24 protein-coding genes are annotated in these 25184 nt (G+C 72.5%); 17 read left to right on the plus strand and 7 right to left on the minus strand.

What is annotated here, in order from left to right:
* Positions 1-71 precede the first annotated feature (71 nt).
* On the plus strand, positions 72-1400 hold the full coding sequence (locus tag ACFYPJ_RS19655; protein ID WP_389018427.1) for a serine hydrolase domain-containing protein: 1329 nt from the start codon (positions 72-74) through the stop codon (positions 1398-1400).
* A gap of 76 nt (positions 1401-1476) precedes the next feature.
* Here the strand turns inward: ACFYPJ_RS19655 and ACFYPJ_RS19660 are convergent, their stop codons facing one another.
* Positions 1477-2133 (minus strand): M15 family metallopeptidase, encoded by a 657-nt coding sequence (locus ACFYPJ_RS19660; RefSeq protein ID WP_389018430.1) that lies wholly within the window; start codon positions 2131-2133, stop codon positions 1477-1479.
* A 191-nt stretch (positions 2134-2324) separates the two neighbouring features.
* Here ACFYPJ_RS19660 and ACFYPJ_RS19665 point away from each other — a divergent pair, with 191 nt between their 5' ends.
* Positions 2325-3068 (plus strand): SDR family NAD(P)-dependent oxidoreductase, encoded by a 744-nt coding sequence (locus ACFYPJ_RS19665; protein WP_389018704.1) that lies wholly within the window; start codon positions 2325-2327, stop codon positions 3066-3068.
* A 21-nt stretch (positions 3069-3089) separates the two neighbouring features.
* Here the strand turns inward: ACFYPJ_RS19665 and cpt are convergent, their stop codons facing one another.
* Entirely contained in the window at positions 3090-3623 is a 534-nt protein-coding gene (gene cpt, locus ACFYPJ_RS19670; protein WP_389018433.1) for a chloramphenicol phosphotransferase CPT, read from the minus strand.
* A gap of 234 nt (positions 3624-3857) precedes the next feature.
* Between cpt and ACFYPJ_RS19675 the strand changes: the two genes are divergently transcribed.
* Positions 3858-4208, plus strand: coding sequence for a DUF190 domain-containing protein (locus tag ACFYPJ_RS19675; protein ID WP_389018706.1), 351 nt, complete (start codon positions 3858-3860; stop codon positions 4206-4208).
* Between the two features lie 62 nt (positions 4209-4270).
* On the opposite strand, the gene ACFYPJ_RS19680 is transcribed toward ACFYPJ_RS19675, so the two are convergent.
* Complete coding sequence (locus tag ACFYPJ_RS19680) at positions 4271-4624, minus strand: DUF190 domain-containing protein (RefSeq protein WP_389018709.1); 354 nt, start codon at positions 4622-4624, stop codon at positions 4271-4273.
* A 354-nt stretch (positions 4625-4978) separates the two neighbouring features.
* Here ACFYPJ_RS19680 and ACFYPJ_RS19685 point away from each other — a divergent pair, with 354 nt between their 5' ends.
* The 5 genes from ACFYPJ_RS19685 (at position 4979) to ACFYPJ_RS19705 (ending at position 11135) form a co-directional block, all read left to right on the plus strand.
* A complete protein-coding gene (locus tag ACFYPJ_RS19685; protein WP_389018436.1) occupies positions 4979-5704 on the plus strand; it encodes a class I SAM-dependent methyltransferase in 726 nt (241 codons plus the stop codon).
* Positions 5705-5937: 233 nt separating this feature from the next.
* Positions 5938-6702: a TetR/AcrR family transcriptional regulator gene (locus ACFYPJ_RS19690; RefSeq protein ID WP_389018438.1), complete on the plus strand. Its 765-nt coding sequence runs from the start codon at positions 5938-5940 to the stop codon at positions 6700-6702.
* Positions 6689-9208 (plus strand): SpoIIE family protein phosphatase, encoded by a 2520-nt coding sequence (locus ACFYPJ_RS19695; RefSeq protein WP_389018441.1) that lies wholly within the window; start codon positions 6689-6691, stop codon positions 9206-9208. Before ACFYPJ_RS19690 ends, ACFYPJ_RS19695 begins: the two co-directional genes overlap by 14 nt.
* A gap of 300 nt (positions 9209-9508) precedes the next feature.
* The gene (locus ACFYPJ_RS19700; protein ID WP_389018444.1) at positions 9509-10315 is read left to right on the plus strand and encodes an SDR family NAD(P)-dependent oxidoreductase; all 807 of its coding nucleotides are present in this window, start codon (positions 9509-9511) and stop codon (positions 10313-10315) included.
* Positions 10316-10355: 40 nt separating this feature from the next.
* The gene (locus ACFYPJ_RS19705) at positions 10356-11135 is read left to right on the plus strand and encodes a polysaccharide deacetylase family protein (protein ID WP_389018711.1); all 780 of its coding nucleotides are present in this window, start codon (positions 10356-10358) and stop codon (positions 11133-11135) included.
* A 281-nt stretch (positions 11136-11416) separates the two neighbouring features.
* Here ACFYPJ_RS19705 and ACFYPJ_RS19710 read toward each other — a convergent pair whose 3' ends face one another.
* Complete coding sequence (locus ACFYPJ_RS19710) at positions 11417-12271, minus strand: alpha/beta fold hydrolase (RefSeq protein ID WP_389018448.1); 855 nt, start codon at positions 12269-12271, stop codon at positions 11417-11419.
* A 311-nt stretch (positions 12272-12582) separates the two neighbouring features.
* On the opposite strand from ACFYPJ_RS19710, the gene ACFYPJ_RS19715 reads away from it, so the two are divergent.
* Positions 12583-12699 carry a helix-turn-helix domain-containing protein gene (locus ACFYPJ_RS19715; protein ID WP_389018451.1) on the plus strand — a complete coding sequence of 39 codons (117 nt, stop codon included), beginning with the start codon at positions 12583-12585 and terminating at the stop codon, positions 12697-12699.
* Positions 12700-12835: 136 nt separating this feature from the next.
* Here the strand turns inward: ACFYPJ_RS19715 and ACFYPJ_RS19720 are convergent, their stop codons facing one another.
* Entirely contained in the window at positions 12836-13954 is a 1119-nt protein-coding gene (locus ACFYPJ_RS19720; protein WP_389018454.1) for a galactosyldiacylglycerol synthase, read from the minus strand.
* Positions 13955-14298: 344 nt separating this feature from the next.
* Here ACFYPJ_RS19720 and ACFYPJ_RS19725 point away from each other — a divergent pair, with 344 nt between their 5' ends.
* The 3 genes from ACFYPJ_RS19725 (at position 14299) to ACFYPJ_RS19735 (ending at position 17557) form a co-directional block, all read left to right on the plus strand.
* On the plus strand, positions 14299-15213 hold the full coding sequence (locus ACFYPJ_RS19725; protein ID WP_389018456.1) for a DMT family transporter: 915 nt from the start codon (positions 14299-14301) through the stop codon (positions 15211-15213).
* Between the two features lie 372 nt (positions 15214-15585).
* A complete protein-coding gene (locus ACFYPJ_RS19730) occupies positions 15586-16731 on the plus strand; it encodes a Dyp-type peroxidase (RefSeq protein WP_389018459.1) in 1146 nt (381 codons plus the stop codon).
* 19 nt (positions 16732-16750) lie between these two features.
* Positions 16751-17557 carry a family 1 encapsulin nanocompartment shell protein gene (locus ACFYPJ_RS19735; RefSeq protein WP_389018462.1) on the plus strand — a complete coding sequence of 269 codons (807 nt, stop codon included), beginning with the start codon at positions 16751-16753 and terminating at the stop codon, positions 17555-17557.
* Between the two features lie 350 nt (positions 17558-17907).
* On the opposite strand, the gene ACFYPJ_RS19740 is transcribed toward ACFYPJ_RS19735, so the two are convergent.
* Positions 17908-18645, minus strand: a complete 738-nt coding sequence (locus tag ACFYPJ_RS19740; protein ID WP_389018465.1) for a DUF1275 family protein — start codon at positions 18643-18645, stop codon at positions 17908-17910.
* Between the two features lie 282 nt (positions 18646-18927).
* On the opposite strand from ACFYPJ_RS19740, the gene ACFYPJ_RS19745 reads away from it, so the two are divergent.
* Positions 18928-19455 (plus strand): Chromate resistance protein ChrB, encoded by a 528-nt coding sequence (locus ACFYPJ_RS19745; protein ID WP_389018713.1) that lies wholly within the window; start codon positions 18928-18930, stop codon positions 19453-19455.
* 38 nt (positions 19456-19493) lie between these two features.
* Positions 19494-20627 (plus strand): MFS transporter, encoded by a 1134-nt coding sequence (locus ACFYPJ_RS19750; protein WP_389018716.1) that lies wholly within the window; start codon positions 19494-19496, stop codon positions 20625-20627.
* 99 nt (positions 20628-20726) lie between these two features.
* Here the strand turns inward: ACFYPJ_RS19750 and ACFYPJ_RS19755 are convergent, their stop codons facing one another.
* Positions 20727-21692 (minus strand): NAD(P)H-dependent flavin oxidoreductase, encoded by a 966-nt coding sequence (locus tag ACFYPJ_RS19755; RefSeq protein ID WP_389018467.1) that lies wholly within the window; start codon positions 21690-21692, stop codon positions 20727-20729.
* A 277-nt stretch (positions 21693-21969) separates the two neighbouring features.
* Here ACFYPJ_RS19755 and ACFYPJ_RS19760 point away from each other — a divergent pair, with 277 nt between their 5' ends.
* The 3 genes from ACFYPJ_RS19760 to dgoD all read left to right on the plus strand — a co-directional run bounded on the left by ACFYPJ_RS19760 (position 21970) and on the right by dgoD (position 25120).
* Positions 21970-22701, plus strand: a complete 732-nt coding sequence (locus ACFYPJ_RS19760) for an SDR family oxidoreductase (RefSeq protein WP_389018470.1) — start codon at positions 21970-21972, stop codon at positions 22699-22701.
* 542 nt (positions 22702-23243) lie between these two features.
* Positions 23244-23978 (plus strand): FadR/GntR family transcriptional regulator, encoded by a 735-nt coding sequence (locus ACFYPJ_RS19765; RefSeq protein WP_389018472.1) that lies wholly within the window; start codon positions 23244-23246, stop codon positions 23976-23978.
* Positions 23975-25120, plus strand: coding sequence for a galactonate dehydratase (gene dgoD, locus ACFYPJ_RS19770; protein WP_389018475.1), 1146 nt, complete (start codon positions 23975-23977; stop codon positions 25118-25120). The genes ACFYPJ_RS19765 and dgoD overlap by 4 nt, the downstream gene beginning before the upstream one ends.
* Positions 25121-25184 lie beyond the last annotated feature (64 nt).

Below are 25184 nucleotides of genomic sequence, written 5' to 3' on the forward strand. Positions count from 1 at the left end.
CCGACCACGGCTGCGAGGGTTGTGGCCTGTAGAGCCGGTCGGAGTGTGGTCGCAGCCGAAGGGGATGCATCGTGGTGGTCGGGCTGGGTGATTACTGCTCCGAGGTGTTGCGGGAACACGGATGTCCGTCGGTCTCGGTGGCCGTGGCCGAGAAGGGGGAGGTGGTCCTTGCCGAGGCGTACGGGTGGGCGGACGTCGCGGCGGGGCGTGCGGCGACGCCGGACACGGCGTACACGCTGGCGTCCGTGACGAAGCCGATCACGGCGGTCGCCGTGTGCCTTGCCGCGGACGACGGGCTGCTGGACCTGGACGGGCCGGTGGCGGGGGAGTACCGGTGGCCGGGTCCGGCTCCGACGGTGCGCCAACTCCTGCGGCACCGGGGCGGGCTCGCAGCCCACTACGACTTCCGCTACGGCCCCGGCGAGCGCCGGATCGACGCCGACCGCTATGCGACCCTGTTCCGCGAGCCCGGTTCCGGGTTCGAGTACTCCAACCTCGGATACCGCATTCTGGGCCTGACCCTGGAAGCGGCGACCGGGCGGCCCCTGGCGGAGTTCGTGCGGGAGCGGGTCTTCGCACCTCTTGGGCTCGTGCACTGCGGTCTCGGTCCCACCTTCCCGGGTGCCGCGCCGACGGCGAGTCGGTACACCGCCGACGGCCGTGCGTACCCGGCGTACGACTCCAGCCATCCCGGGGCGTCGCTGGGCTGGGCCCCCGCCGGGGAGCTGGCGGTCTTCGCGCTGTCCTACGAGCGCCTGCTGAGGCCGGAGACCGCCGCCGCCGTGCGGGAGGCGCTACCGGTCCATGACCATCTCGGCTACGGGCTCGGGTGGTGCGTCTCCCGCACGAGCGACCCGGTGGTGCAGAGCCACGGCGGCGGCATGGGCGGGGTCGCCGCAATGCTGGTCGCCGTGCCGGAGCGGGACCTCTCCGTCGCCGTGCTGACCAACTCCACCGGCAAGGCCGCTCGTGATGCCGTCGTCGGGCGGGTACTGGGCGCACTGGTTCCCGGGTTCACCCCCGAGTCGATCAGTCCGGCGGTCCCGGAGGCGTCGCACCCCCTGGACCTGCCTGCCGGTACCTGGGCGGGAACGATCGCCACGCCGGAGCGGGACGTACCGGTCGGGCTGCGGGTGCTGACCGGCGGCAGGGCCGAACTGGAGCTGGACGGAGAGAGCAAGGTCAGTACGGCGGACGCCTCGGCCGAGTGGGATCTGCGCGCCGTGTTCCCACTCCAGTTGCCCACCGCCGACGCGCGGATCAACAGTCCCCTGCTCGGCCTGCGGCTCCGGTACGACAGCGGGCGGCTGACCGGCCTGGCACAGGCGTACAAGGACGGTGACCGCGACGGCCTGCTGGGCAACCTCCTCAGCCACGGCTGCCGGCTCAAGCCGTGCTGATGCCCGCCGGGCCGCCGTGACCGGACGCTTGCCGCGACGGGCGGCTCGGCACCGCGACCGGGGACGCGCCGTGCGGTCAGCCGAGTTCCCGCGGCCCGTAGTGGGCGACCGGTGATCCCGTCTTCAGGGCCCAGTAGCGGTCGCCGAAGGACCAATGCCACCACTCGGTGGGGTAGTTGACGAGACCGGCGGCGGACAGTGCGGTGCCCAGGATCTCCCGGTGGATCCGGGCCTGTCGGCTGATGTTGTCGGCCTGTGTGTAGCAGGCGCCGGCGCTTTCCTCGGGAGTGGCGTCCATGCGGGTGCCCAGGTCGAGTTCCCGGCCGTCGTCATCGGCGAGCGTCACATCGACGGCTGCTCCCGCGCTGTGCGGCGCGATCTCCGGCGGTGAGACGTAGCGGCTCGCCGCCGTGCGGATCCGGTCGTCGGCCCATTCGGGATGATCGGCCCGCAACCGGGCGGCGTATTCATCGAAGTAGCGGCGCTGGAGGGACGGGGGGCGGTACCCCTCCACGAACAGCAGCCGGGTTCCTTCGGGCAGGGCCGCCTCGGCCTTGGCGAGGCGGTCGAGCACTCCTTCGCGCAGATGGGCGAAGGCGCCGGCGGCGTCGTGCCAGTCCTGTTCGCCGACCAGCAGCGCGCTGTCGCGGCGTACGTCCACGAGTCGCTCGCCGCACTCCCTGACGGGCACGGCCGCCACCTTCGGGTCGGACATCAGAATGATCTCGGTCATGGTGTGATCATCGCGCGACTGCGTGGGTGCCGGATCGGTTTCCGGGATTTCCTCTGGCGCGGTCGGCGGGCGGCGAGGCGCCGACCCCAAGGGTGATATCACCCGGAATACCCCTTCGGGTGCTGGTGCTGCACAAGGGAGCAGAAGACCCCAGATGTATGGAACTTGATTACCTCAAGGAAGTGGGCATCATGGGACAACTCGATGGGAAAGTGACCCTGGTGACCGGCGGGTCGACCGGTATCGGGCTGGCCATCGCCCGCCGGTTCGCCGCCGAGGGAGCCACCGTCTATCTGACCGGTCGGCGCAAGATCGAACTGGACGCGGCGTTGGAGGCCGTCGGTGAGCGGGCCGTCGGCGTCCAGAGCGACGTTTCGCATCTCGACGATCTGGATCATCTCTTCGGGATGATCAAGGAACACAGCGGACGGCTGGACGTCGTCGTGGCCAACGCCGGCTCCGCCGAGACCGCCCGGCTGGGCGAGATCACCGAGGAGCAGTACGAGAACACCTTCGGGGTGAACGTGAAAGGGGCGATCTTCACCGTCCAGAAGGCACTGCCCCTGCTGGTCGACGGTGCGTCGGTGATCGTGCTGTCCTCCACCAACGCCTCGATGGGAATTGAGGGCATGGGCGTCTACAGCGCCACCAAGGCGGCCGACCGCAATCTCGCCCGCACCTGGGCCGCCGAGCTGGCGGGCCGTGGTATCCGGGTCAATGCCATCAGCCCCGGCCCGATCGAGACCCCCGGCCTCCGCCGGGCAGGCGCCCCGGCCGAGGGGAACATCGCGGATGCCTTCCTGCCGAGGATTCCGCTCGGCCGGATCGGACGCGCCGAAGAGGTCGCGGCGGCAGCCGTGTTCCTCGCCTCCGACGAAAGCTCGTTCACGACCGGGGCCGAACTCTTCGTCGACGGCGGCCTCGCCCAGGTCTGAACGCCACCGCCCGCCTGCCGGTCACCCGACGTGCGCGGCGATGGTCCGCGCGCACTCCATCGACTCGGTGCGCGTGGTGTCCACCTCAAGGTCGTAGGCCACGCCCTGGTGGACCAGCTCCGCCTGGGACGCGGCCATCCCGATGATCCGGTCGCCGCGTGCGACCTCGCGTCCCGCGGCGACCACGCCGTCGCACCGGACACCTACCCACAGCACCCGCAGCTCTCCCAGGGCCTTCCGCCACCGCCGCTGAGAGCCGGCGCCGCCGAGGAAGACCTCGTCGACGACGATCCGTGCGCCCGCGTAAGCCATCGCGGCGACCCCCTCGATCCACGCCGCTTCCAGGGCGCGGAACTGAGGCCCGACGCTCACCTCTCCGCCCGGGGCGAACCCGATTCCGCCGTCCGACGCCCGCATGGCCGCCGGCATCGCGTCGACCAGCGTGTCCGTCCCGAGGGCCAGCCAGGGGTCCGGCAGCACCGTCTGCAGGCACCGCACGATGCCGGACTTCCCCGAGCTGGAACCACCGTTGAGAATGATCACCTGAGTCGTCACCGCGCCACCGTACAGGCGCACGGCCCGGCGTCGGCCGGCTCAGGGATTAGGCTTGGGACATGTCCGAAATGGCCTGATCCGGACCGTTGCCCGGTCCCGGGACCCATGTTCTCGCCGGCCGCACGACCTTCCCGTCTGTGCCGCACGAGCTTCCCGCGTGTGCGGGGCCGCCGCACCGGGTGCTGCGGAGCGGCCGGGCAGTCCGCGCCGCATCAGGGCGACGAGAGGACCGCGATCATGACACTCCACGGACACGCACTGCGCCTGACCATCGTCGTCGACGACACCGACACCTGGCACCACAAGCCCCTGTTCACGGAGATCGTGCGCCGCGCCCACGCCTTCGGGATGGCCGGGGCGACGGTTTTCCGCGGCGCCGAGGGTTTTGGGGCGACGTCGGTCGTGCACACGACCCGCCTGCTGTCCATGGCCGACGACCTGCCCGCGGCCATCGTCATCATCGACGAGGCGGACCGCGTCCGAGCGTTCATGGACGAGCTGGAGGACCTGCCCATCAGCGGTCTGATCACCGTGCAGGAGGTCGAGGTGATCCACTACAAGGGCCGGGAGTCCGCCGCCACGTGATCCCCGCCGGTTCCCCCGGGGACAGGCGGCTGCAACCTGCGGCCGCCACGGCCCGTCCGGCGTCAGGCGTGCGCCCGTACCGGATTCCGGGACGCACGGTGCGGCACGTCGACGTTCTCGACGATCACCAGGCCACCCTCGATCAGCCGGCGCAGGACCGGCAGGAACTCACGCACGCGCTTCTCGTCGTCGACGATCACGATCACCAGCGGAACGTCCTGCTTGATCGACAGCAGCCGGAAGCCGTGCATCACCGACGAGGCGCCGAACCCCTCGATCCCGCGGAGGACCGTCGCGCCGGCCAGCCCGGCCTCATGGGCGCGGTCCACGATCTCGGCGGACAGGGGCTTGTCGTGCCAGGTGTCGCATTCCTCGATGAAGATCGTCAACTGCAGGGCGCGTCCCATGGGCATCATGGAGTCCTCCTGGTCATCGCGTACCTCGCCACGGCGCGTGATGAGCTGCGGCACCACCGAGGTGATACGGGAAAGCAGTGGGCCTTTCATTCCGTGGCCTCCTACTCGTGCGGGCCGACGACGGGCCAGGATCAGTTCACGAGCAGGGACTGTTGGCGACGTTGTGTGCCGCGGTTCGGGTACGGCGAGCCCCACCGCCGTGTGACCGTCGCCGGGAAGCGGTTGGCCACTACAAGACCAAGATATCGCCAATCAGTACGAAATGGAACAAAGGGAGTGGCCGAGGCGGACGGTCTCCGGAACGTCGGCGAAACCGGATGGCCTTGCCCGCCCGGCCCCTCTACGGTCCTGCGCATGGTCGACGACTGCTTCGGACACCCACGGCTCGCCCCGCTCTACGACCCGCTCGACCCCGACCGCGGCGATCTGCAGGCATACGTACGGATGGCGGAGGAAGCCGGGGCCCGCCGCGTGCTGGACATCGGCTGCGGAACAGGAGCGTTCGCCCTTCTCCTGGCCGCCCGCGGCATCGAGGTCGTCGGCGTCGATCCCGCCCTCGCCTCCCTCGACGTGGCCCGGGCCAAGCCGGGCGGCGAGCGGGTGCGCTGGATCCACGGGGACGCGACGGGCCTCCCGCCGCTGCGGGTCGATCTGGCGACGATGACGGCGAACGTCGCCCAGGGCATCGTGGATCCGCAAGCCTGGCAGGAGACGCTGCGGGGAGCCCGCGAAGCATTGCGGCCCGGCGGCTGTCTGGTCTTCGAGACCCGCGATCCGGCCCGGCGGGCCTGGGCGGAGTGGACCCGCGACGACACCCGCCACGTGACGCGGATCCCCGGCGTGGGCACGGTCGACAGCTGGCTCCAGGTGACCGAGGTGAGCCTTCCGTTGGTGACGTTCCGCTCGACGTACTGCTTCGTCGAGGACGGGGAGGTGCTGACATCGCAGTCGACGCTGCGCTTCCGGGAACGGGAAGAGATCGAACAGGACCTGGTCGGACACGGCTACCTGGTGGAGGACGTGCGCGACGCGCCCGACCGGCCGGGAAGGGAGTTCGTCTTCCTCGCACGACGCCCCTGATCGTCAGCACCTCGCGGCCCCTGGGGGTGTGAAGTCGCTGCGAAGTCATCCGGGCGTAGCCGCCTCGAAGTCGTCCGCGCGCAGTGGCCACGGTGGGCCGTCGAGCGGTTCCACGGGCGGTCGCCGGCCCCTGGAGACCCGTCAGCGCCGATGCGGATCATTCGGCAACGCACAGCCCCATTAATATCGTATCAACGCCATCTAAGGATTGGTAACAGCAGTAATATGTCGATATGCGGAATCGGGCTGTGCGAACAAAGGAGCGGATTCTCTGCGCCGCGGCCGACCTGCTGATCCGTGAGGGTCGTACGGCAGTCTCGACGCGGGCGGTGAGTGCTGCCGCCGGTGTGCAGCCACCGACGCTCTACCGCCTGTTCGGCGACAAGGAAGGGCTGCTCGACGCGCTCGCCGCCTTCGGGTTCCAGCAGTACCTCGCCGAGAAGCAGACGCTGGAGGAGACCGACGACGCCATCGCCGACCTGCGCCGCTGCTGGGATCAGCACATCGACTTCGGCCTCTCCCGGCCGGGCTTCTACGTGCTGATGTACGGCGAGGGACGCTACCGGGGGGACATTCCGGCTGGCCTGGAGACCATCGCCATCCTGCGGCGTTACCTCGCCCGGGTGGCGGCCGTCGGCCGGCTGCGCGTGAGCGTGGAACGCGCGACCCAGCTCATGCACACCAACAGTCTCGGAGTCGTGCTGTCCCTCATCTCGATCCCTCCGCCCGAGCGGGACCTCGAACTGCCCACGGCCGCCCGTGAATGTCTGCTGGGAACGATCACGAGCGTGGGCGACCGCGGCCCCGAGGCGCCGAAGGACGTCGCGAGCCGCGCCGTGGCCCTGCGCGAGGCGCTGCGGGACAACGACACCGTCGCCATGACGCGGTCCGAGAGCGCCCTGCTGGCGGACTGGCTCGACCGCATCGCCGATGCGGGCCAGTCGGCCCCGGCCGTCCCCGCATCCGGCAGAAGGGACGACTGCGGTGCCCATCGGTGACGACATGATCCCGATCGCCACTCGGGCAGCGGGGCAGGAAGAGGGGCAGCCGGCCGGGCAGTTGACGGGGGTTGCCGTAGCGGTGGTCGACCAGAAGGGAACCGTGGTCGGCTGGACGCGGGCCGCCGAGCGGCTCACCGGTTTCTCCGCCGCCGACGTGATCGGCCGCTCCGCCGCGGACCTGCTGGCGGCGACCGAGGACGACGCGAAGGCATGGGCGCTCGCGGAGCGCTGCCGGGCCGAGGGAGGCTGGTGCGGCCCGGTCGGACTGTGCGACCGCGACGGCGACCGACTGGACGTGAACCTGAATGCCGCCCCACTGACGGGACGGGACGGCAGGACCCGCTGGCTTCTCTCCGCGACCCGGATCACCGCCGACGGCTCGTCACCGGTGAACCGACTGGGACTGGATTCGCTCCTGTCCCGTGCACCGATCGGCATCGCCGTCCGCGATCTCGAACTGCGCTGCACCTGGGTGAACGACGCCCTCGCCCTCCAGGACGGCATCACCCGCGAACAGCGGCTGGGCCGGCGCCTCTCGGAGGTGCTGCCGGGAGGCGAGGCCGAAGCGGTCGAGACGGTGATGCGGCAAGTCCTGGCGAGCGGCGTGCCGAGGGTCGACCACGCCTACCGGCTCAGCCTGCCGAACGACTCGCGCCGCGAGCACGAGTTCTCGACCTCGTTCTTCCGACTCGACGACGGGGACGGCGACATCCTGGGCCTGTGCGCCATGATCGTGGACGTGACGGACCGCTACCGGGCGCGGGAGCGGCTGACCACCCTCAGCGAGGCCAGTACACGGATCGGCACCACCTTGGACGTGATGCGGACCGGCCAGGAACTCGCCGACTTCGCCGTGCCGCGCTTCGCGGACTACGTCACCGTCGACCTGGTGGAGTCGGTGCCGCTGGGCGAGGAACTGCTCGCCCGGATCGGCGCGATGGGCGGGCGAATACCGGCCTTCCGCCGGGCGGGCCTGGCGTCGGTCCACAAAGGGATCCCGGAGTCCCTGTGGCCGCGCGGCGAGCCCGTCCTCGTCCCCGCCTTCTCGCCCTTCACCGATGTCCTGACCTCCGGCAGGTCCCACCTGGAGCCGGTACTGGACACCTCGCCCGGTACCTGGCTCGACCAGGACCCGGAGCGGGCGGCGAAGATCCGCCTGCACGGCATGCACTCGCTGATGATCGTGCCGATCCACGCGCGCGGGGAGGTGCTGGGTGTGGCGGTTTTCGTCCGCACCGACGATCCGGCGCCGTTCGAAGCGGACGACCTGCTGTTCGCCGAGGAGATCGTCAACCGCGCCGCACTCTCGCTGGACAACGCCCGCCGGTACGTCCGTGAACGTGCCACGGCCTTCGCGCTGCAACGCAACCTGCTGCCGCGCCGCCTCAACGGCGGGCCCGCGGTCGAAGTGGCGTCCCGCTATCTCCCCGCGGACACCGAGGACGGCGTCGGCGGCGACTGGTTCGACGTCATCCCGCTGTCCGGAGCCCGGGTGGCACTGGTCGTGGGCGACGTGGTCGGGCACGGCATCAACGCCGCCGCCACCATGGGCAGGCTCCGCACGGCGGTGCACACCCTCGCGAACATGGACCTGCCTCCGGACGAACTGCTGGCCCAGCTCGACGACACGATCACCCGCCTCACCGAGGAGGACCTGGACGCCCTGGGCCGGCCCGTCGCGGTCGAGGGCGCCACCTGCCTGTACGCCGTCTACGACCCGGTCACCCGGCGCTGCACGATGGCACGGGCCGGGCACCCACCGCCCGCGATCATCTCGCCCCAGGGCGAGGTCACCTTCCCCGACATCCCGCCCGGCCTGCCGCTCGGCGTCGACCGGGCCTACTTCGAGGCCGTGGAACTGGAACTGCCCGAGGGCTGTGTGCTCGCCTTCTACACCGACGGGCTGATCGAGCGACGGGACACCGACATCGACGCCGGGATGCACCGCCTGGGTGCCGTCCTGGCACAGCCGGGCCTCCCGCTCGAGGAGCTCTCCACGGCCGTGGTCGGCACCCTGTCGCCCCGGGCGCCGTCCGACGACGCGACGCTGCTCCTGGCGCGGACCCATGCACTCAGCACGGACCAGGTCGCCTCCTGGGAGCTGTCGGGCGACCCGGCCGTGGTCGGCCGTGCCCGGGCGCTGGCCGTCGGCCGGTTGACCGAGTGGGGGCTCGGCCATCTGGCGCCCACCACCGAACTGATCGTCAGCGAACTGGTGACCAATGCGATCCGGTACGGTACGGGCCCCATCACCCTGCGCCTGATCCGGCACCACGTGCTGGTCTGCGAGGTCTCCGACGCCAACGACTCCGTCCCACGACTGCGCCACGCGCGGGCCACCGACGAGGGCGGCCGTGGCCTGTTCCTCGTCTCGCAGCTGTCCCACCGACGAGGCACCCGCTACACGACCGGCGGCAAGATCGTCTGGGCCGAGCAGGAACTGAGCCCGGCGTTCCAGGAACCCGGGCCGGTGCCGGGCCCTGCGGGACGGCCGACGGGGTGACGTGCCGGTTCCCGGTGGAGCGGGCCGGAGGCGCGCACCGCCGGGGCCGTCGGCGGACTGCCGGGGTCCTGCTCACCCATGGTGCCAGGGCGGGCAGCCCGCACCGGGCCCCGCCCGGTGCGGCCGCGTCGCGCTCACCCGGCGGGGTTTGAAAATCGCGGGCTCCGGCTACCCCTCGAACGTCGCTGCCTTCATCGACGACACGGATGCGCGAGGCTCGGCGGGCCGCGGAAGGCACACCCGCGGGAGGCTGCGGACTCCGGTGCCACGCCGAGACCCACCACTCAAAAGGAGGTCAGCTTGGGACGCGCGACGGCGGATCCGTACCCGGCCCCGACCACCCTCGCGCCGGGCACCTTACCCACGACGGGCGTAGCGCTCGTGACGGGCGCCTCATCCGGGATCGGCGCGGCCGTCGCACGCGCACTGGCCGCCGAGCAGTGGGAGCTGCTGGTCTCCGGACGCGACCGCGACCGGCTGGACAGGGTGGCGCGTGAGACGTCCGCCGTCGCCATCCCCAGCGATCTCGCCGCGGCCGACGGCGTCCGCCACCTGGCCCACCGGGCCCTCGGACAGGCACAGGGCATCGATCTCCTCGTCGCGGCCGCGGGGGTGGGCTGGGCCGGTCCGTTCACCTCCATGCCCGCCGCCGAGGTGGACCGGGTGCTCACGGTGGACCTGGCGTCGGTGGTCCACCTGGTCCGGCTGATCCTGCCCCACATGGTGGCGCGCGGTCAGGGCCGGCTGGTGCTGATCGGCTCCGTCGCGGGGTGCGTCGGGGTACGGGAGGAAGCGGTGTACTCCGCGGCCAAAGCGGGCCTCGGCGCCTTCGTCGAGGCGCTGCGGTACGAGTTGCACGGCACCGGCGTGCGCTCGACCTACGTCGTTCCGGGCGTGGTGGACACCCCCTTCTTCACCCGCAGAGGTGTGCCCTACGTACGCACCCGGCCGCGCCCCGTCCCGCCCGAACGGGTGGCCGCCGCGGTCGTCGACGCCATCCACCACGACCAGCACGAGGTGTTCGTCCCCGGCTGGCTCCGCGTCCCCGCCGTGGTGCGCGCCCTGGCGCCCACCACGTACCGACGGCTGGCGGCCCGGTTCGGCTGAACGGGGCGACCGCCACCGGGACGGGAAAGGAGACGACGTGCTGCGCCGCGATGCCAACGCAGGCCGGCTGCTCACCGCGGCGGTCGCCGCCGTCCCCGCGCTCGTCGCCGCCGCCCACGCCGGGCCCGCCGGAACCTGGCTCGCCGGCCCGCGACGTGCCCTGCTGCCGGCCCTGGCGGGCATCGGCACCCCGCACCACGTGGCGCTCACCTTCGACGACGGACCCGACCCCAATTCCACCCCTGCCTTCTTGGCCGCACTCGACGAACTGGCCCTCCGCGCCACGTTCTTCGTGGTGGGCGAGCACCTGCTGTCCCACCGGAGGCTGGGCCAGGACATCGTCCGGCGCGGCCATGAACTCGCGGTCCACGGCTGGACGCACGAGCGCCCCTGGTGGCCCGCTCCGCGCCGCGAGGCCCGGCAACTGGCACGAGCCGCGCACGCGGTGGCGGAGGTGTCCGGAACCCGGCCCACGTGGTACCGGCCCCCGTACGGCATCCTGACCGGCGACCGGCTGCTGGCCGCGCGCCGCACCGGACTGCGCCCGGTGCTGTGGACGGCCTGGGGCCGGGACTGGACGGCGCACGCCACCGCGGAGTCCGTGGTAACGACCGTACTGACCGACCTGCGGGGCGGTGGCACGGTGCTGCTGCACGACTCCGACCGGCACGCGGCAGCGGGATGCTGGCGGGCGGCACTTGCCGCGTTGCCCGGCGTGGTGGCTGCGTGCCGGGCGGCCGGCCTGACGGTCGGGCCGCTCGGCGAGCACGGCCTGACGGGCCGGGCAGGCAGCTCCCACGTTCGGCAGCCTCGCCGATGACACCACCCTGTCCGGCTGGGATCGCCGGTGGGAGGTCGTCGGCGGTGGCGTCCGCCTCCCACCCCTCCGCGTAGGGGGAGCTCTGCGACTGGGCGGGCAGCTGCATCGCGCAGAGCAGCCGCACCGGCGGAAACCTGCGCGGCGTCCGCACCCCGGCCTCTCACCGGGACAATGCGACCGGGCATCGAATAGTCCATGCCCCACCTGCGGTGTGCACCTGATGAGACGGACCGCCGGGCAAAGGTCGGCCGCGCGGGACTGGCAGCCGATGCGGAACTGGGTCAGCCCCAGAACTCCCGCAGGGCGGCGTTGACGGCGGCGGGCTCCTGGGTGTGGGGGTAGTACCCGGGCACCCGCAGGAGGCGGCCCCCGAGGGCATCGGTGAGGGAATCGGCCACGGCCATGAGGGGGAGCCCCACGTGTTCGCGGTACGCGGCCGGCGCGCGCTCCCAGGTTCCGCAGATCACCAGAACCGGCAGGGCGGCGCCCCGGATCACCTCCAGCGGGATGTCCGCCTCCCAGATGGGCCGCTCTCTCATGGAGGTGGCCACGGCACGGAGCCGGCGCGACGTGGGCTCGGGCATGGCCATCCCCAACCCCTCGGTGGACGCACGCAGATACTGCTCCGGCGTGACGCCGTCCGGGATGCCCGGGGCGCCGTCGCGCACCCGGTCGAGGAGGTCGGCGACGACTGGATGGTGCGCGGCGGCGGTGAAGGCGGCGGGCTGGACGAGGGCAAGGGAGCGGACGAGGTCGGGTCGGCGCGCGGCGGCGATGAGCGCGGCGACGGCGCCGTTCCCGTGCCCCACGAGGTGGGCGCCGCCGGGCCCCACGGCCAAGGCCCCGTCGCCGAGAACCTCCACGACGTCCTCGGCGTCGACGTCGAAGTCGCTGCGCGCGGTGTCCGGGCTGTCGCCGTAACCCCGGCGATCCATCAGGAGGAGCGGCCGGCTGTCCGCGAGGGGCCGCTGCCCGGCAAACCCGTACGCGGAGTCGCTGCCCCAGGCGAAGATGTTGTGGATGAAGAGGGCGGGGGCCGCAGCGGCCGCCGGGGTCACCGGGACCGTCGAAGCCGTCGGGGCCCGGTCTCCTCCGACCCGATCGCGGTCATCCCACACGGTCACGTGCACGGCCATAGGGGACCCTCTCGAAGCTGAGAACATCAATTCCACCGAGACTAACCGTGAGCCACGGCTGATGCCCGTACGTCCACCCGGGAACCTCCTGTGCAAGACGTGGAGTTGACGGGCATGGCCGTGGGTGAAAGCGCCCAGGAAAGTGCCGGGCGTTAAGGCCTCCACTCCCGCCACCCACTGCCGGCCACGGTCTGCACTCCACAGTCCCGGCCGGTGATCGCCGGGGTGCGGATGCGTCGCGGCAAGGCAGCCGATTTCCGCGGCGCCCCGAAGTCCGCCAGTGAAGCTCTGGCCGCCGCCGCGAAGGCCGGGTGCACCGGCACCCGCCTTCTGCGGGCGGACTCCCGATCGCCGACCTCGCCGAGATCTACTCCGTCAGCCGCGCCACCGTCTACCGGGTCCTCGAACGAGCCCGCGACAACGTGTGAGACTCACACTCGCCGCTCCGGTCAGGCCGAACGGGCCCGTTCGGGGCGGGCGTCGCGATCGTCAGCGGCACCCATGACGGGCCGGTGGATCCGGTGCACGTCCGCGCCCAGGGCACGACCGTCGGGCGGCTGGCCCCTACCGCCGGCTGCCACCCCCGGACGGTTCCGTTCCCCGTCCGGCAGCCAGTCGCTCCAGCGGGTTGACGACATCACCGCGGGCGAGGCCGCGGCCGGCACGGAGCAGGCGGTCGGCCGCCGGACCTCCCGAGGTGACGCGGTCCAGCGATGCCACCAACTGCCCTGAGTCGCCCGCGTACTCGGTCAGACCGAGCGCCGCCATCCGCCGTACACCTTCCGCGCCATGGCCCGGGATCGGCCGGTACCCGATGACCGGGACGCCGACCGCGAGCGCTTCGAGCGCCGTCTGCCCCGCGGCGTTGTCGACCACGGCGGCGCAGGCCGCGATCAGGCCCGGCATGTCGTCCACCCAGCCCAGGGCGGCCGTGCCCGGCACCTTCGACAGCGCACGGCGCAACCGCTCGTTCCGCCCGCACAGGACAAGCGGCCGGTACCCCGCGCCGCACAGCAGCCGGGCCGTCGCGTCGAGCCGGCTGCCGACCCCCCACGCACCCGCCGACAGCAGCACGGGCCGCCGCCGGTCGCCGTCCATGAGCCGGCGCCGCCAGGACGGCTCGCCCGGCGGACCCGGACGAAAGCCGTCCGGCAGCAGCGGACCGCACGCGACGGCGGGCCGCCCCAGGCGCCGCCGCACGTCCTCGGCGATCTCCTCGGTGAGACAGAGATGGAGGTCGTTCCCGCGGTGCAGCCATTGGCGGTGAACGGCGAAGTCGGTGATCAGCACCGCGCTGGGGACCGCGAGCCGCCCACGGTCCCGCATCCGGCCCGTCAGCTGCGCGGCGAGATGGAAGACCCCGACGACCGCGTCGGCCCGCCCGCCCGCCACCTCCTCGTTCAGCCGTTCCTCGGCGAGCGCCGCGAGCGGCGCACTGCCCGGTCGCGGGCCGCCGCCGGCGCGGAAGAAGGCGGCGTAGATACCCGCGTACACCACCGGGGCATGCCGGATCGCCGAGCGGTAGAAGCCGCGCAACCCGGCTCCGACACCGGTGGGCAGCAGGCCCAGCACGTCCGCGTGGACGGTCTCGTGCCCGGCCACGTGCAGCCGCCGGGCCAGCTCGACGGCCACCGCGTCGTGTCCCGCCCCCATGCTCGCGCTGACCACCAGCAGGCGGCTCATCGCCGGCGCCGCACTTGTCCGGCGCCGCCGCGCCCCAGGCCGGCGGCGCGCGGGATCCGGTCGAGGTCATGGAGACACGGACGCAGGCACGGACACGGACACGTATGCGGGCACGGACGTGTTTGCGGCATGGTCACCTCGTATCGCACAGTGAGCAAGAGGTATCCGCCACACCGGCCGCCAAACGGGCGTCGGCCGGTATCCACCCGTCGTGCGTAGCCGGATCGGGAAGGTTTAGCCATGTGTACGGCGGTTGCCACTTTTTTCGTTCCGCCGGCCTCTGCCCGCCCCCGGCTGTCCGGTGGCCGCTCGCCGGGCCGTCCCGCGAACGACAGACTTTCCGCATGAACGTGCTCACGGTCGTCATGGCCCTGCTCTCCGCGCTGTTCAACGCGGCGACGTCCGTCCTGCAGCGCAGGGCCGCGGTCCAGCCGTCCGGCATCCCCGGCCGCGGGCCCAGAGCGGCGCTGGCCCGGCTCGGCAGACTCCTGAGCCAGCCGTACTGGTGGGCCGGGGCGAGCGCCATGGTGCTCTCCGCGGTCTTCCAGGTCATCGCCCTGGACTCGGGACAATTGGCGCTGGTGCAGCCCCTGCTGACCAGTGAGCTGCTGTTCACCCTGCTCATCGGCGCGGTGGTGTTCCGGCACTGGCCCGGTGCCAGGACCTGGCGGCCCTTCCTGATGCTCGCCGGCGGGCTGGCCCTCTTCCTGCTCAGCGCGTCCCCGTCACACGGCGGGGACCAGGCGGGCGACTGGCGCTGGCTGGTCGTCGGCGGCGGGCTGGCCTGCTGTGTCGCCGCCCTGCTGGCGGCTGCCGTGCGGGTGCGCGGCCCGCTGCAGGCCGCCACGCTCGGCATCGCGACCGCCGCCTGCTTCGCCGTCACGGCCGCGCTCATCAAGGAGGTGACCGGGCGCTTCCCGTACGGGCCCGGCGCGGTCCTCACCACCTGGCACACCTACGCAGGCGCCGCCACCGGGCTGTTGAGCGTCCTGCTCCTCCAATGGACATTGCGGGCCGGCACGCTGGCCGTCTCGCAGCCGGCCATGACCCTGGGGGACGCCCTGATCAGCGTCGCCCTCGGCGGCCTGCTGTTCGGGGAGACCATCGCGCTGGGCTGGCGGCTGCTGCCCGAAGCCGTGGGCATCGCACTGATGGCGACCGGCATCGTCGGCCTTACCCGGTCGCCGGAGGTGGGCGGTGCCAGAAGCTGGGACGAGGTGGCACCGCCCGAATCCTCCGAGGTCCGCGGAGACACCTGACCCCCGGTCAGGCCGAGGTGCCGTGCCCGGGCCGTGCACCGGCCGACCGGGTGCGCCATGGCCAGGTCGACCGATGTCCCCCGGGGAGCCCGGACGACCGGTGTCTCCGGGGCGCGGTGGCGAGTGGCCGGGTTGCGCCATACGGTGAAGGAGGAAGTGTCCGGCAGTCACCCGTTCGGCGGGTGACTGCGTGCGAACGCGGGCCCGCGCAGGGTGAAGGGCCCGCCGCAGGGCAGGCGTTCACCGCAGGGCAGGGCCGCAGGACGTGGGCCACCCGGACCGGGCGCCGTCGTCGGCGCACACATGTTTCCGCTTGCGATCACCGTCTCCTCACCCGTCCGTCCGTGACCGTCAGGAAAAAAGGGGGCGTCGATGTGCGCATACTCCCGGGACCCCGTGCCCCAGCCCGTGCTCTCCCCTCTGACGAGCGCGGCGATCTTCCTGGTGGTGACCGTCGACGAAGGCGGCGAGCCGGTCGTACGGGAGACCCTGTCGGACGTGAACGGGCTGCAGCGGGCGGTCGGCTTCCGGGCCGCGCAGCAGGGCAGGCTGAGCGTGGTCGTGGGCATCGGCTCAAACGCGTGGGACCGCCTGTTCGCCGGTCCGCGGCCGGCCGAACTCCACGCCTTCCGCGAGCTGGCCGGTCCCCGGCACCGCGCGGTGTCGACACCTGGCGACCTGTTGTTCCACGTCCGCGCGTCCCGGCTCGATCTGTGCTTCGCGCTGGCCTCCGAGATCATGGACCGGCTTCGCGGTGCCGTCACCACACGGGACGAGGTGCACGGGTTCAAGTACTTCGACGTGCGTGACCTGCTCGGGTTCGTGGACGGCACGGAGAACCCGACGGGCACCGCGGCCGAGGCGGCCGTCCTGATCGAGGACGAGGATCCGCGGTTCCGCGGCGGCAGCTATGTGATCGTGCAGAAGTACCTGCACGACCTTTCGGCCTGGAACGCCCTGCCGGTCGAGGCCCAGGAACTGGTGATCGGACGCAGGAAGCTGTCCGACGTCGAACTGGACGACGCCGTCAAACCGGCCGACTCGCACGTGGCGTTGAACACGATCGAGGACCCGGACGGGACGCAGCACGAGATCCTGCGCGACAACATGCCCTTCGGCATGGTGGGGGAGGGCGAGTTCGGTACCTACTTCATCGGCTACGCCCGCACCCCGACCGTGACGGAGCGGATGCTGGAGCGCATGTTCCTGGGCGCACCGCCGGCCTCCCACGACCGGATTCTGGACTTCTCCACCGCGGTCACCGGATCGCTCTTTCACGTTCCCACCAGCGACTTTCTCGACAACCTCCCCGATCCGCCGGCCGCGGGGGCACACGAGGAGTCCGCCGACGCCGACGCCGACGAGACGGAGACCAGGACCGGGCCGGGGACCGGAACCGAGTCCGGGACCCCGGCCCCGGCCTTGACCCCGGCCCCGAGCCCGGCCCCGGTCGTACCGGCGGTGGCCTCGTCGGCGGACGCGGACGGTTCCCTCGGCATCGGCGATCTGAGTCCGTGACAGGAGGCGAGCACCCACGATGGACAATCTGCACCGTGAACTGGCACCCCTCTCCGCCGCCGCGTGGGCCGATCTGGAGGAAGAGGCACGGCGTACCTTCAAACGGCACATCGCGGCCCGTCGGATCGTCGACGTGCCGGAGCCGGGTGGCACCGAACTGGCGGGCGTGGGCAGCGGCCATCTGCAGGACGCCGCGGCGCCGGCCGAAGGGGTGACGGCCCGCATCCGCCGCTTCCAGCCCCTGGTGGAGTTGCGGGTGCCCTTCACCGTCGACCGGCAGCAGGTCGACGACGTCGCACGTGGCGCCAAGGACGCGGACTGGCAGCCGGTCAAGGACGCCGCCCGGCAGATCGCCTTCGCCGAGGACCGCGCGGTCTTCGAGGGATACGCCGCGGCGGACATCGTCGGCCTGCGCAAGAGTTCGTCCAACTCCGCCCTGACATGGCCGGCCGACGTGCGCGCGTACCCGGACGTGGTCAGCAAGGCGGTGACCGTGCTGCGGCTCGCGGGCGTCGGCGGCCCCTACGCGCTGGCGTTGAGCGCCGAGGCGTACACCGCTGTCAGCGAGACCTCCGACCACGGCTACCCGATCATCAAGCACATCGCCCGGGTGCTGGACGGCGACATCGTGTGGGCGCCCGCCACCGACGGCGCCTTCCTGGTGTCCAGGCGTGGCGGGGACTTCGAACTGCGCATCGGACAGGACGTGTCCGTCGGCTACCTCTCGCACGACGACACGAGTGTCCGCCTGTACTTCCAGGAGACGCTGACGTTCCTCGCGTACACCAGCGAAGCCGTCGTGCCCGTGCAGGTGGAGACATCCTGATCCGGCGAACCATCGGCCCCATGACGCCGCAGGAGCGCGAGTCCCTGGACGGGGGCGTCCACGTTCGATGTGAAGCCACTGAACGGGCTCTCGCCGTCGGGGCCGCCTGAAACCGGGTCACGCACGCGCCGGCGCCCGAGGAGCAGCCCCCGAAGCGCCGGCGGCGCCGCCTGAGACCCGGAAAAACCTGACGACGCGACGACGCGACGACGCGACGACGTGTGTCGTGGACGGAATCCTCGGTGACAGGCTTCGCGTCGTCGGACGACCTGACCGTCCGTGCCCAGCCCCGCCCCGCTCCGGACCGGACCGGACGGCAGGCGGGCCACAGGCGGGCGGGTGCTCGGCGCTCACGCCGTCGGCCGTACGCCGTCGGGACCCATCCGGACCAGCGGCAGACAGGCCATCAGAAGGGCGCACACGACCAGCGCGACGGGCAGCACGGGCGCCCACGTCCGAGCCGCCCGCAGGAGCGCCATGCACGCGGCCGCGCCCGCGACGAGGGCGCCGAGCCGGGCTGGCACCCACCGCTGCGAACGGGTCGAGCCCAGCCCTTTGACGATGTACGTGGCCAGGGTGCCGGTCAGATACGTGGTGGGCGCCGCCGCCCGTCCGGCCGCCACCATCGCCGCCGACTGGACTCCTATCGCCAGCGCGGCACCGAACTGCAGGACGTGCCGCGTCGTGCCGTCCGGCGTGCCGCCGACCGCGGCCCAGACCCCCGCGATCGCGGCCAGCACGACGGCCTCCGCGACCAGGCAGAGCATCACTCGCGCCGACCAGTGCGTGACCACGCCTGTGGACCGTCTGGTGGGCCAGGCGACCGCCGCCGCGCCCGCGCCGAAACCCGCCAGGGCCAGCACCGCCGCGGTCACACCCGTGTCCTGCCCCCGGCCGGCCGCCATGCCGAGCAGGGCGAGATTGCTCGTCATCACCCCGGCGAAGACATGGTCCAGGGCGGTGAAGGAGATGGTCTCCACCGCCCCGGAGGCCGCCACCAGCAGAACCACCGCGAGCCGCAGAACCAGGCCCGGATCGGCCGGATGTGTCGGGCCCGGTGGAACTCTTCCTCGACGTTCGTCACTCACGGTGCTGGATGGTAGTGCCAGGAGTGATCACGACATCCGAGGCCGGACGGTGCCGGGGCCGATCCTCGCCGGAGCACGCGTGCGATCGCGAAAGGTGCCGGCTCCTGGCCGGCGCATGCGGCTTCCTGCCCCGCCCATACGGCTTCCTCGTTGACGCATGCGGCTCCCCGGCCGGCAGCTGCGGCAACCCCGCTCCGCCGGCACGCTACGGGCGTGAATGTAACAGGTGCTACATTCACCCGTGTGGCGGATGACGAACCGGCGGGTCGATGGCTCGTCCTCATGGTCAAAGTGCCCGCGGAGCCCTCCCGGCACCGCGTGGCGGTCTGGCGTGAACTGCGCAGGCTCGGCGCGTTGTCGCTCGGCCAGGGCGTGTGGGCGGTACCGGACGTGCCGGTCTTCGCCGCCGGCATCGCCCGTGCGCTCACGCTGACCGAACAGGCCGGCGGCCAGACGCTGACCCTCAACGCCTCAGGACGGTCACCGCAGGACGCCGCCCGGTTCCGGGCAATGTTCACCGCGGCCCGCTCCGAGGACTGGAGCGAGTTCCTGGCCGACTGCGGCAAGTTCGAGGAGGAACTGGCGAAGGAGATCCGTATCGCCAAGTTCACCCTCGCCGAACTGGAAGAGGAGGAGCAGTCGCTGGAGCGGCTGCGGCGCTGGCATCGGGATCTGATGGCCCGTGACGTGTTCGGGGCACCCGAAGCGGCCGCCGCCTCGGAACGGCTCAAGGAATGCACCGCCGCCTGCGAGGACTACGCGGAACGCGTGTTCCGTGCACTGCACCTGGCGCCCGAGGACGACCGGTGACCCGGATCGCGGCGGCACCCTCGGCACCGGCCCGCCAGATGCGGCCGCTGCACGCGGCCGGGTTCACCACGGCGTTCGGAGCCCACGGCATCGCCGCGAACCTGGGTGCCTTCTCGTCGGACACGGTCACCTCGCTGCTGGTCCTGGGGGGACTGCTCGCCCTGTACGACGGCGCCGAAGTCGTCCTCAAACCGGTCTTCGGCAGCCTCGCCGACCGGGTCGGCGCCCGTCCGGTGCTGCTCGGCGGGCTCGTGGCGTTCGCCGGGGCCTCCGCCGTCTACGCCCTGGCGGACAGCCCCGGCTGGCTGTGGGCCGCGCGCCTGGGCCAGGGCGCCGCGGCCGCCGCCTTCTCGCCGTCCGCGTCCGCACTCGTCGCCCGGCTCAACCCCGCCGCCCGACACGGCCGCGCGTTCGGCAGCTACGGCTTCTACAAGTCCGTCGGATACACCCTGGGTCCGTTGCTCGGCGGCCTGCTCGTCCTGGCCGGCGGTCTGCGGCTCGTGTTCGTCGTCCTCGCCGTGCTCGGCGCGGCCGTCGCCCTGTGGACCGCCGCGGTCGTGCCCGTCGTACCGCCGCTGCCCAAGAGCCGGCAGACCGTGCTCGACCTGGCCCGCCGCCTCGCCGAGCCGGCCTTCCTCGTCCCGACCTCCGCGCTGGCCGCCGCGACCGCCGCGCTCTCGGTCGGCGTGGGCTTCCTGCCGGTCTCCGGCCGGGCCGCCGGGCTGGGCGCGGTCGCCACCGGCGCCGTCGTCTCCGTGCTCGCCGCCTGCGCCGCGATCGTCCAGCCGAAGGCCGGCCGTGCGCTGGACGAAGGGCGGCTCACCACCCGGGCCGGCCTCGCCGCGGGCCTGCTGCTCACCGCTGCCGGGCTGGCCTGCGCCATGCTGCCCGGGCTGACCGGCGTACTGGCGGGCGCCGTGCTGATCGGGGCCGGCACCGGTCTGATCACCCCGCTCGGCTTCGCCGCCCTGGCCTCCTCGACGCCCCCCGAACGCCTCGGCCGGACCATGGGCGCCGCCGAACTCGGCCGTGAACTCGGCGACGCAGGCGGCCCGTTGCTCGTCGCGGGCGTCGCCGCGCTCACCACCCTCACGTTCGGCTACGCGGCGCTGGCCGTCCTGCTCGCCGCAGGCCCGGCCCTCGCACTCCTGCGTCGCCGCCTCGGCAAGTGAGGACGCGGGGGCGCCCAGGCGCCTCCCGCCTCGCTCTTGAACGACGCACATGCCACGCCCTTCCGCTGTCACCTCGGGCCGGGACCCGGGCGACGGCGGTCAGCGCCGGCCGGCCCGGGCCAACGCCTCCTCGGCGTGGGCGGCCAGGGTGCCGACCAGATCGGCCGCGGAGGGCAGGTCGTCGATGAGGTCGATGCCTTCACCGGCCCACCGAGGCAGGGCCGGGATCCGGCCTTCTGCCACGGCGTCCTGATAGGCGTGCCGGGCATGCGGGTCCGCGGCGAGTTCGTCCTCCTGGCCCCGCCATGCGTCGAGGAAGGGGTGGCCCAGGGTACGGGCGGTGTACCGGGCCGGCCAGCGTGAGCCACGGGCGAGGTCCAGCACCCTGTTGCGTTCGGTGTCCTCCCCGCGGCCCTCGACGAGCGCCCGGGCGGTGGCGGGGTCGACCAGAGCTTCGGCCGTGGCCTGGAAGCGGGTGCCGAGCAACGCTCCGGCAGCCCCGAGCGCCAGGGCGGCCGCCACTCCGCGGCCGTCGGTGATCCCGCCGGCGGCCAGCACCGGCACCGGCGCCGCGAGGTCCGCCACGACGGGCACGAACGGCAGCGTGGACCGCCCGTGCCGGGCGCCGTGCCCGCCTCCCTCGGTGCCCTGCGCCACGATCACATCGGCGCCCAGGTCCACCGCCCGCCGGGCCTCCTCCAGGTCGGTGACCTGAACGATCAGCGCCGGGCCCGCGTCCCGGACGCGCTTCGCGAACGGACCGGGGTCGCCGAAGGACAGCATCACCGCCGCCGGTTCGTGCTCCAGCGCCCGGTCAATCGCGTCGGCGTCGATGGCCCAGGCCTGGAAGCCGATGCCCCAGGGCTTTCCGGCGCCCTCCTCGGCCAGGACGGGCAGTTCGCGGGCCAGCCAGTCCCGGTCCCCGTTCCCGCTGCCCAGCAGTCCGAGACCGCCGCCGCGCGAGACCGCCGCCGTCAGCGCGCCGCCGGCCGACCCGCCCATCGGGGCCAGGGCGATCGGATGCTCCACCCCGAACAGTTCAGTGAACGACGTCGACAAGCCCATGATCACAAACCTCCGTGCAGAATCGTACGGCCCCCTCCGCACAGCCGTACCCACACGCCCGCGCGATCAACTGCCGGATCGCCGGCGCCCAGGTCACCGAAGCCGAGCACGCCCGGGGGCGTCCGGGAGCGGCGCGAACGCCCACCGGATGCGGGCCGCCACCGGCACGCTGCGCCGCCGTCGTTGCCCGGGGCGCGCTGGCGTGCGCTCCGTACGGCGACGGCGCAGTCTGGACGCATGACCGTATGACCCGTCGGTGTGCGACAGGAGATACCTCATGAAGCTGGCAGTGATCGGTGGTACCGGCCTGATCGGATCGCAGGTCGTGCGGAAACTGGCCGCGGCCGGACATGAAGCCGAGCCGTACTCCATGTCCACGGGTGTCGACGTGATCTCGGGCCAGGGCCTGGCGGAGGCGGTGGCGGGAGCCGACACGGTCGTCAATCTGACGAACTCCCCGACCTTCGACGACGCCTCCCTGCCGTTCTTCCAGACCTCGATGGACAACCTTCTGGCCGCAGCGCAGAAGGGCGAGGCCGGGCACATCGTCGTCCTGTCGATCGTCGGTGCGGAACGGGTGCCCGACGCCGCCTACTACCGGGCCAAGGTCCTCCAGGAGAACATCCTCAAGGCCGGGCCGATCCCGTACTCGATCGTCCGTGCCACCCAGTTCATGGAGTTCGTCGACGCGGTCATGTCGTGGACCACCGAGGGCGACACCGTCCGGCTGCCCACCACTCCGCTGCAGCCGATCGCCGCCGCGGACGTCTCCGACGCCGTCGCCGAAGTGGCCGCGGGCACCCCGTTGAACGGTGCCCTCGACATCGCCGGACCGGAGGTCTTCCCCCTCGACGACCTCGGCCGCATCACCCTGGACGCCCACCCGGACGGGCGCACGGTCGTCACCGACGAGACCGCCGGATTCTTCGCCTCCGTCCGCGGTGACGCCCTCACCGCCAAGGGCGACGCCCGCCTCGCACCCACCCACTACCGCGACTGGCTCTCCTGACCCCTGGACGGTTGCGGAGCCCGTCCCCGGCGCGGCCCTCGCCCCAGGACGGGACAGCGGCCGGACACCCGCACCCGAAACCGTCCGGGCGGGCCCCGCGGCAAGGGCAACGCCCGTACCGTCACGGCACGGGCACGCCGCCCGCTGACGTCTGCCCGGCCCGTGGGCGCGGAGCGCGCCCGGGCCTGACGGCGCCGACACTGGTCGGCGGGTGGCGAATTCACCTGGCGGCCGGCGCCGCCGCGACGACCCGGATCAGGCGGGGCGGCCGCGAAGGTGCCTGGCTCCGCGGACCCGGCCGGACAGTGCGGCCATGGCCCGGAGTGCGTCAAGACATGCAGCCGGCTCCGCGCCCCCTTCTCCTAAAATTGGTAATAAATATTGACAGGGTTTCGGCCTCGGACCACAGTCTTCGCCGTGACGCACAGGCCCCCTGTCCCGGTGCGGCCCGCGTCTCTTCCTCCTGCTTCCGACCTGGAGAGGCACGTGACTTCGCACCCGCCCAGCCGGAACACCCACTACGGGCTGGGAAGCCCTACGACATGACGTCCTACGCCCGCCGTGGCGTGCACGGCCAGACCGTCGAGGCCCTCGCGCACCGCATCCTGGGCGGCGAGATCCCCGAAGGAGCCACCCTCGACCTGGTGGCGCTGCAGAGCGAACTCGACGTCAGTCTCACCGCGTTGCGTGAGTCCCTGAAGGTGCTGGCCGCCAAGGGCATGGTCGACGCCCGCCAGAAGCGCGGTACGTTCGTCCGGGCCCGCGCGGACTGGAACCTGCTCGACGCCGACGTCCTGCGCTGGCAGTTCGAGAGCCACCGCACCGGGACCGACCGGTCGCTGCTGCGCAACCTCGCCGAGGTCCGCGCCATCGTCGAACCGGCCGCCGTACGGCTCGCCGCGCAACGCCGCAGCGACGCCGACCTCGCGGCCCTGGACGGCGCCCTGGACGCCATGGGACGGCACGACGCGGACCTCTCGCACGCGGTGCAGGCCGACCTCGCCTTCCACCGCGCCCTGCTGGCCGCCACCCACAACGAACTGCTCGAACGCATGGAAATGGTGCTGGAGTCCGGTCTTGCGTACCGCGACCGCATCGTGCACAGCTCCCCGCACAGCGAGGACCCCGTCCCTGCCCACCGTGCGGTCCTGGACGCCGTACGCGACGGCGACCCGCAGGCCGCCGAGGCGGCCATGCGCGCGCTGCTCGCCCAGGCCGGCCGCGACCTCGACCGGATCGACGGCCCCGACGACAGGAAAGGCAGCGGCGCCAAGTGAAGATCGCTCGCATAGAAACCTTCCTCGTCCCGCCGCGCTGGCTGTTCTGCCGCGTGGAGACCGACGACGCAACCGTGGGCTGGGGGGAACCCGTCGTCGAGGGCCGCGCCGAGATCGTGCGCGCCGCCGTCGACGTCCTCGCCGAATACCTCGTGGGCCAGGACCCGTTGCGCATCCAGGACCACTGGCAGGTGCTCACCAAGGGCGGCTTCTACCGGGGCGGCCCCGTCCTGTCCAGCGCCGTCGCCGGACTCGACCAGGCCCTGTGGGACATCGCGGGCAAGACCTACGGAGCGCCGGTGCACGCCCTGCTGGGCGGCCCCGTCCGCGACCGGGTCCGGGTCTACGCCTGGGTCGGCGGCGACGAACCCGCCCAGCTCACCGAGCAGATCAGCGCCCAGGTGGAGGCGGGCTTCACCGCGGTGAAGATGAACGGCGCCGGAGCCACCTCGCCCGTGGCCACGGCCGCGGAGACCGCGGCCGTCATCGGCCGGGTGGCCGCCGCCCGCGAGGTCCTCGGCCCCGACCGGGACGTGGCCGTCGACTTCCACGGCCGGTTCACCGCCGCCGGCTCCCGCCGCGTCCTGGCCGAACTCGCCCCGCTGCACCCGCTGTTCGTGGAAGAACCCGTCGTCCCCGAGCAGACCCATCTGCTGCCCGGACTGGTCGCGTCCTGCCCCGTACCCCTCGCCACCGGTGAACGCCTCTACTCCCGCAGCGAGTTCCTGCCCGCCCTGACCGCCGGCGTCGCGGTCGTCCAGCCGGACCTGTCGCACGCGGGCGGCATCTCCGAGGTGCAGCGCATCGCCTCGCTCGCCGAGACCTACGGCGCACTGCTCGCCCCGCACTGCCCGCTCGGCCCGATCGCCCTGGCCGCCAGCCTCCAGATCGCCTTCGCCACACCGAACTTCCTGATCCAGGAGCAGAGCCGCGGCATCCACTACAACAAGGACGCCGACCTGCTGTCCTACCTGCTGGACCCGGAACCGTTCCGCTTCGTCGCCGGACACGCCCGACGCGGAGACGCACCCGGACTCGGCATCACCGTCGATGAGGCCGCCGTACGCGCCGCCGACCGCCGGGGCCACACCTGGCGCAACCCGGTGTGGCGGCACGCCGACGGATCCTTCGCGGAGTGGTGACGGTGCCGCTGGACGCCGTCACCGAACCCGCCCACGGCGACCACTGGACATCGCCGCGGCACCG

This window comes from Streptomyces sp. NPDC006012, from assembly GCF_042871185.1.
In the GTDB taxonomy this organism is placed as follows: Bacteria; Actinomycetota; Actinomycetes; order Streptomycetales; family Streptomycetaceae; genus Streptomyces.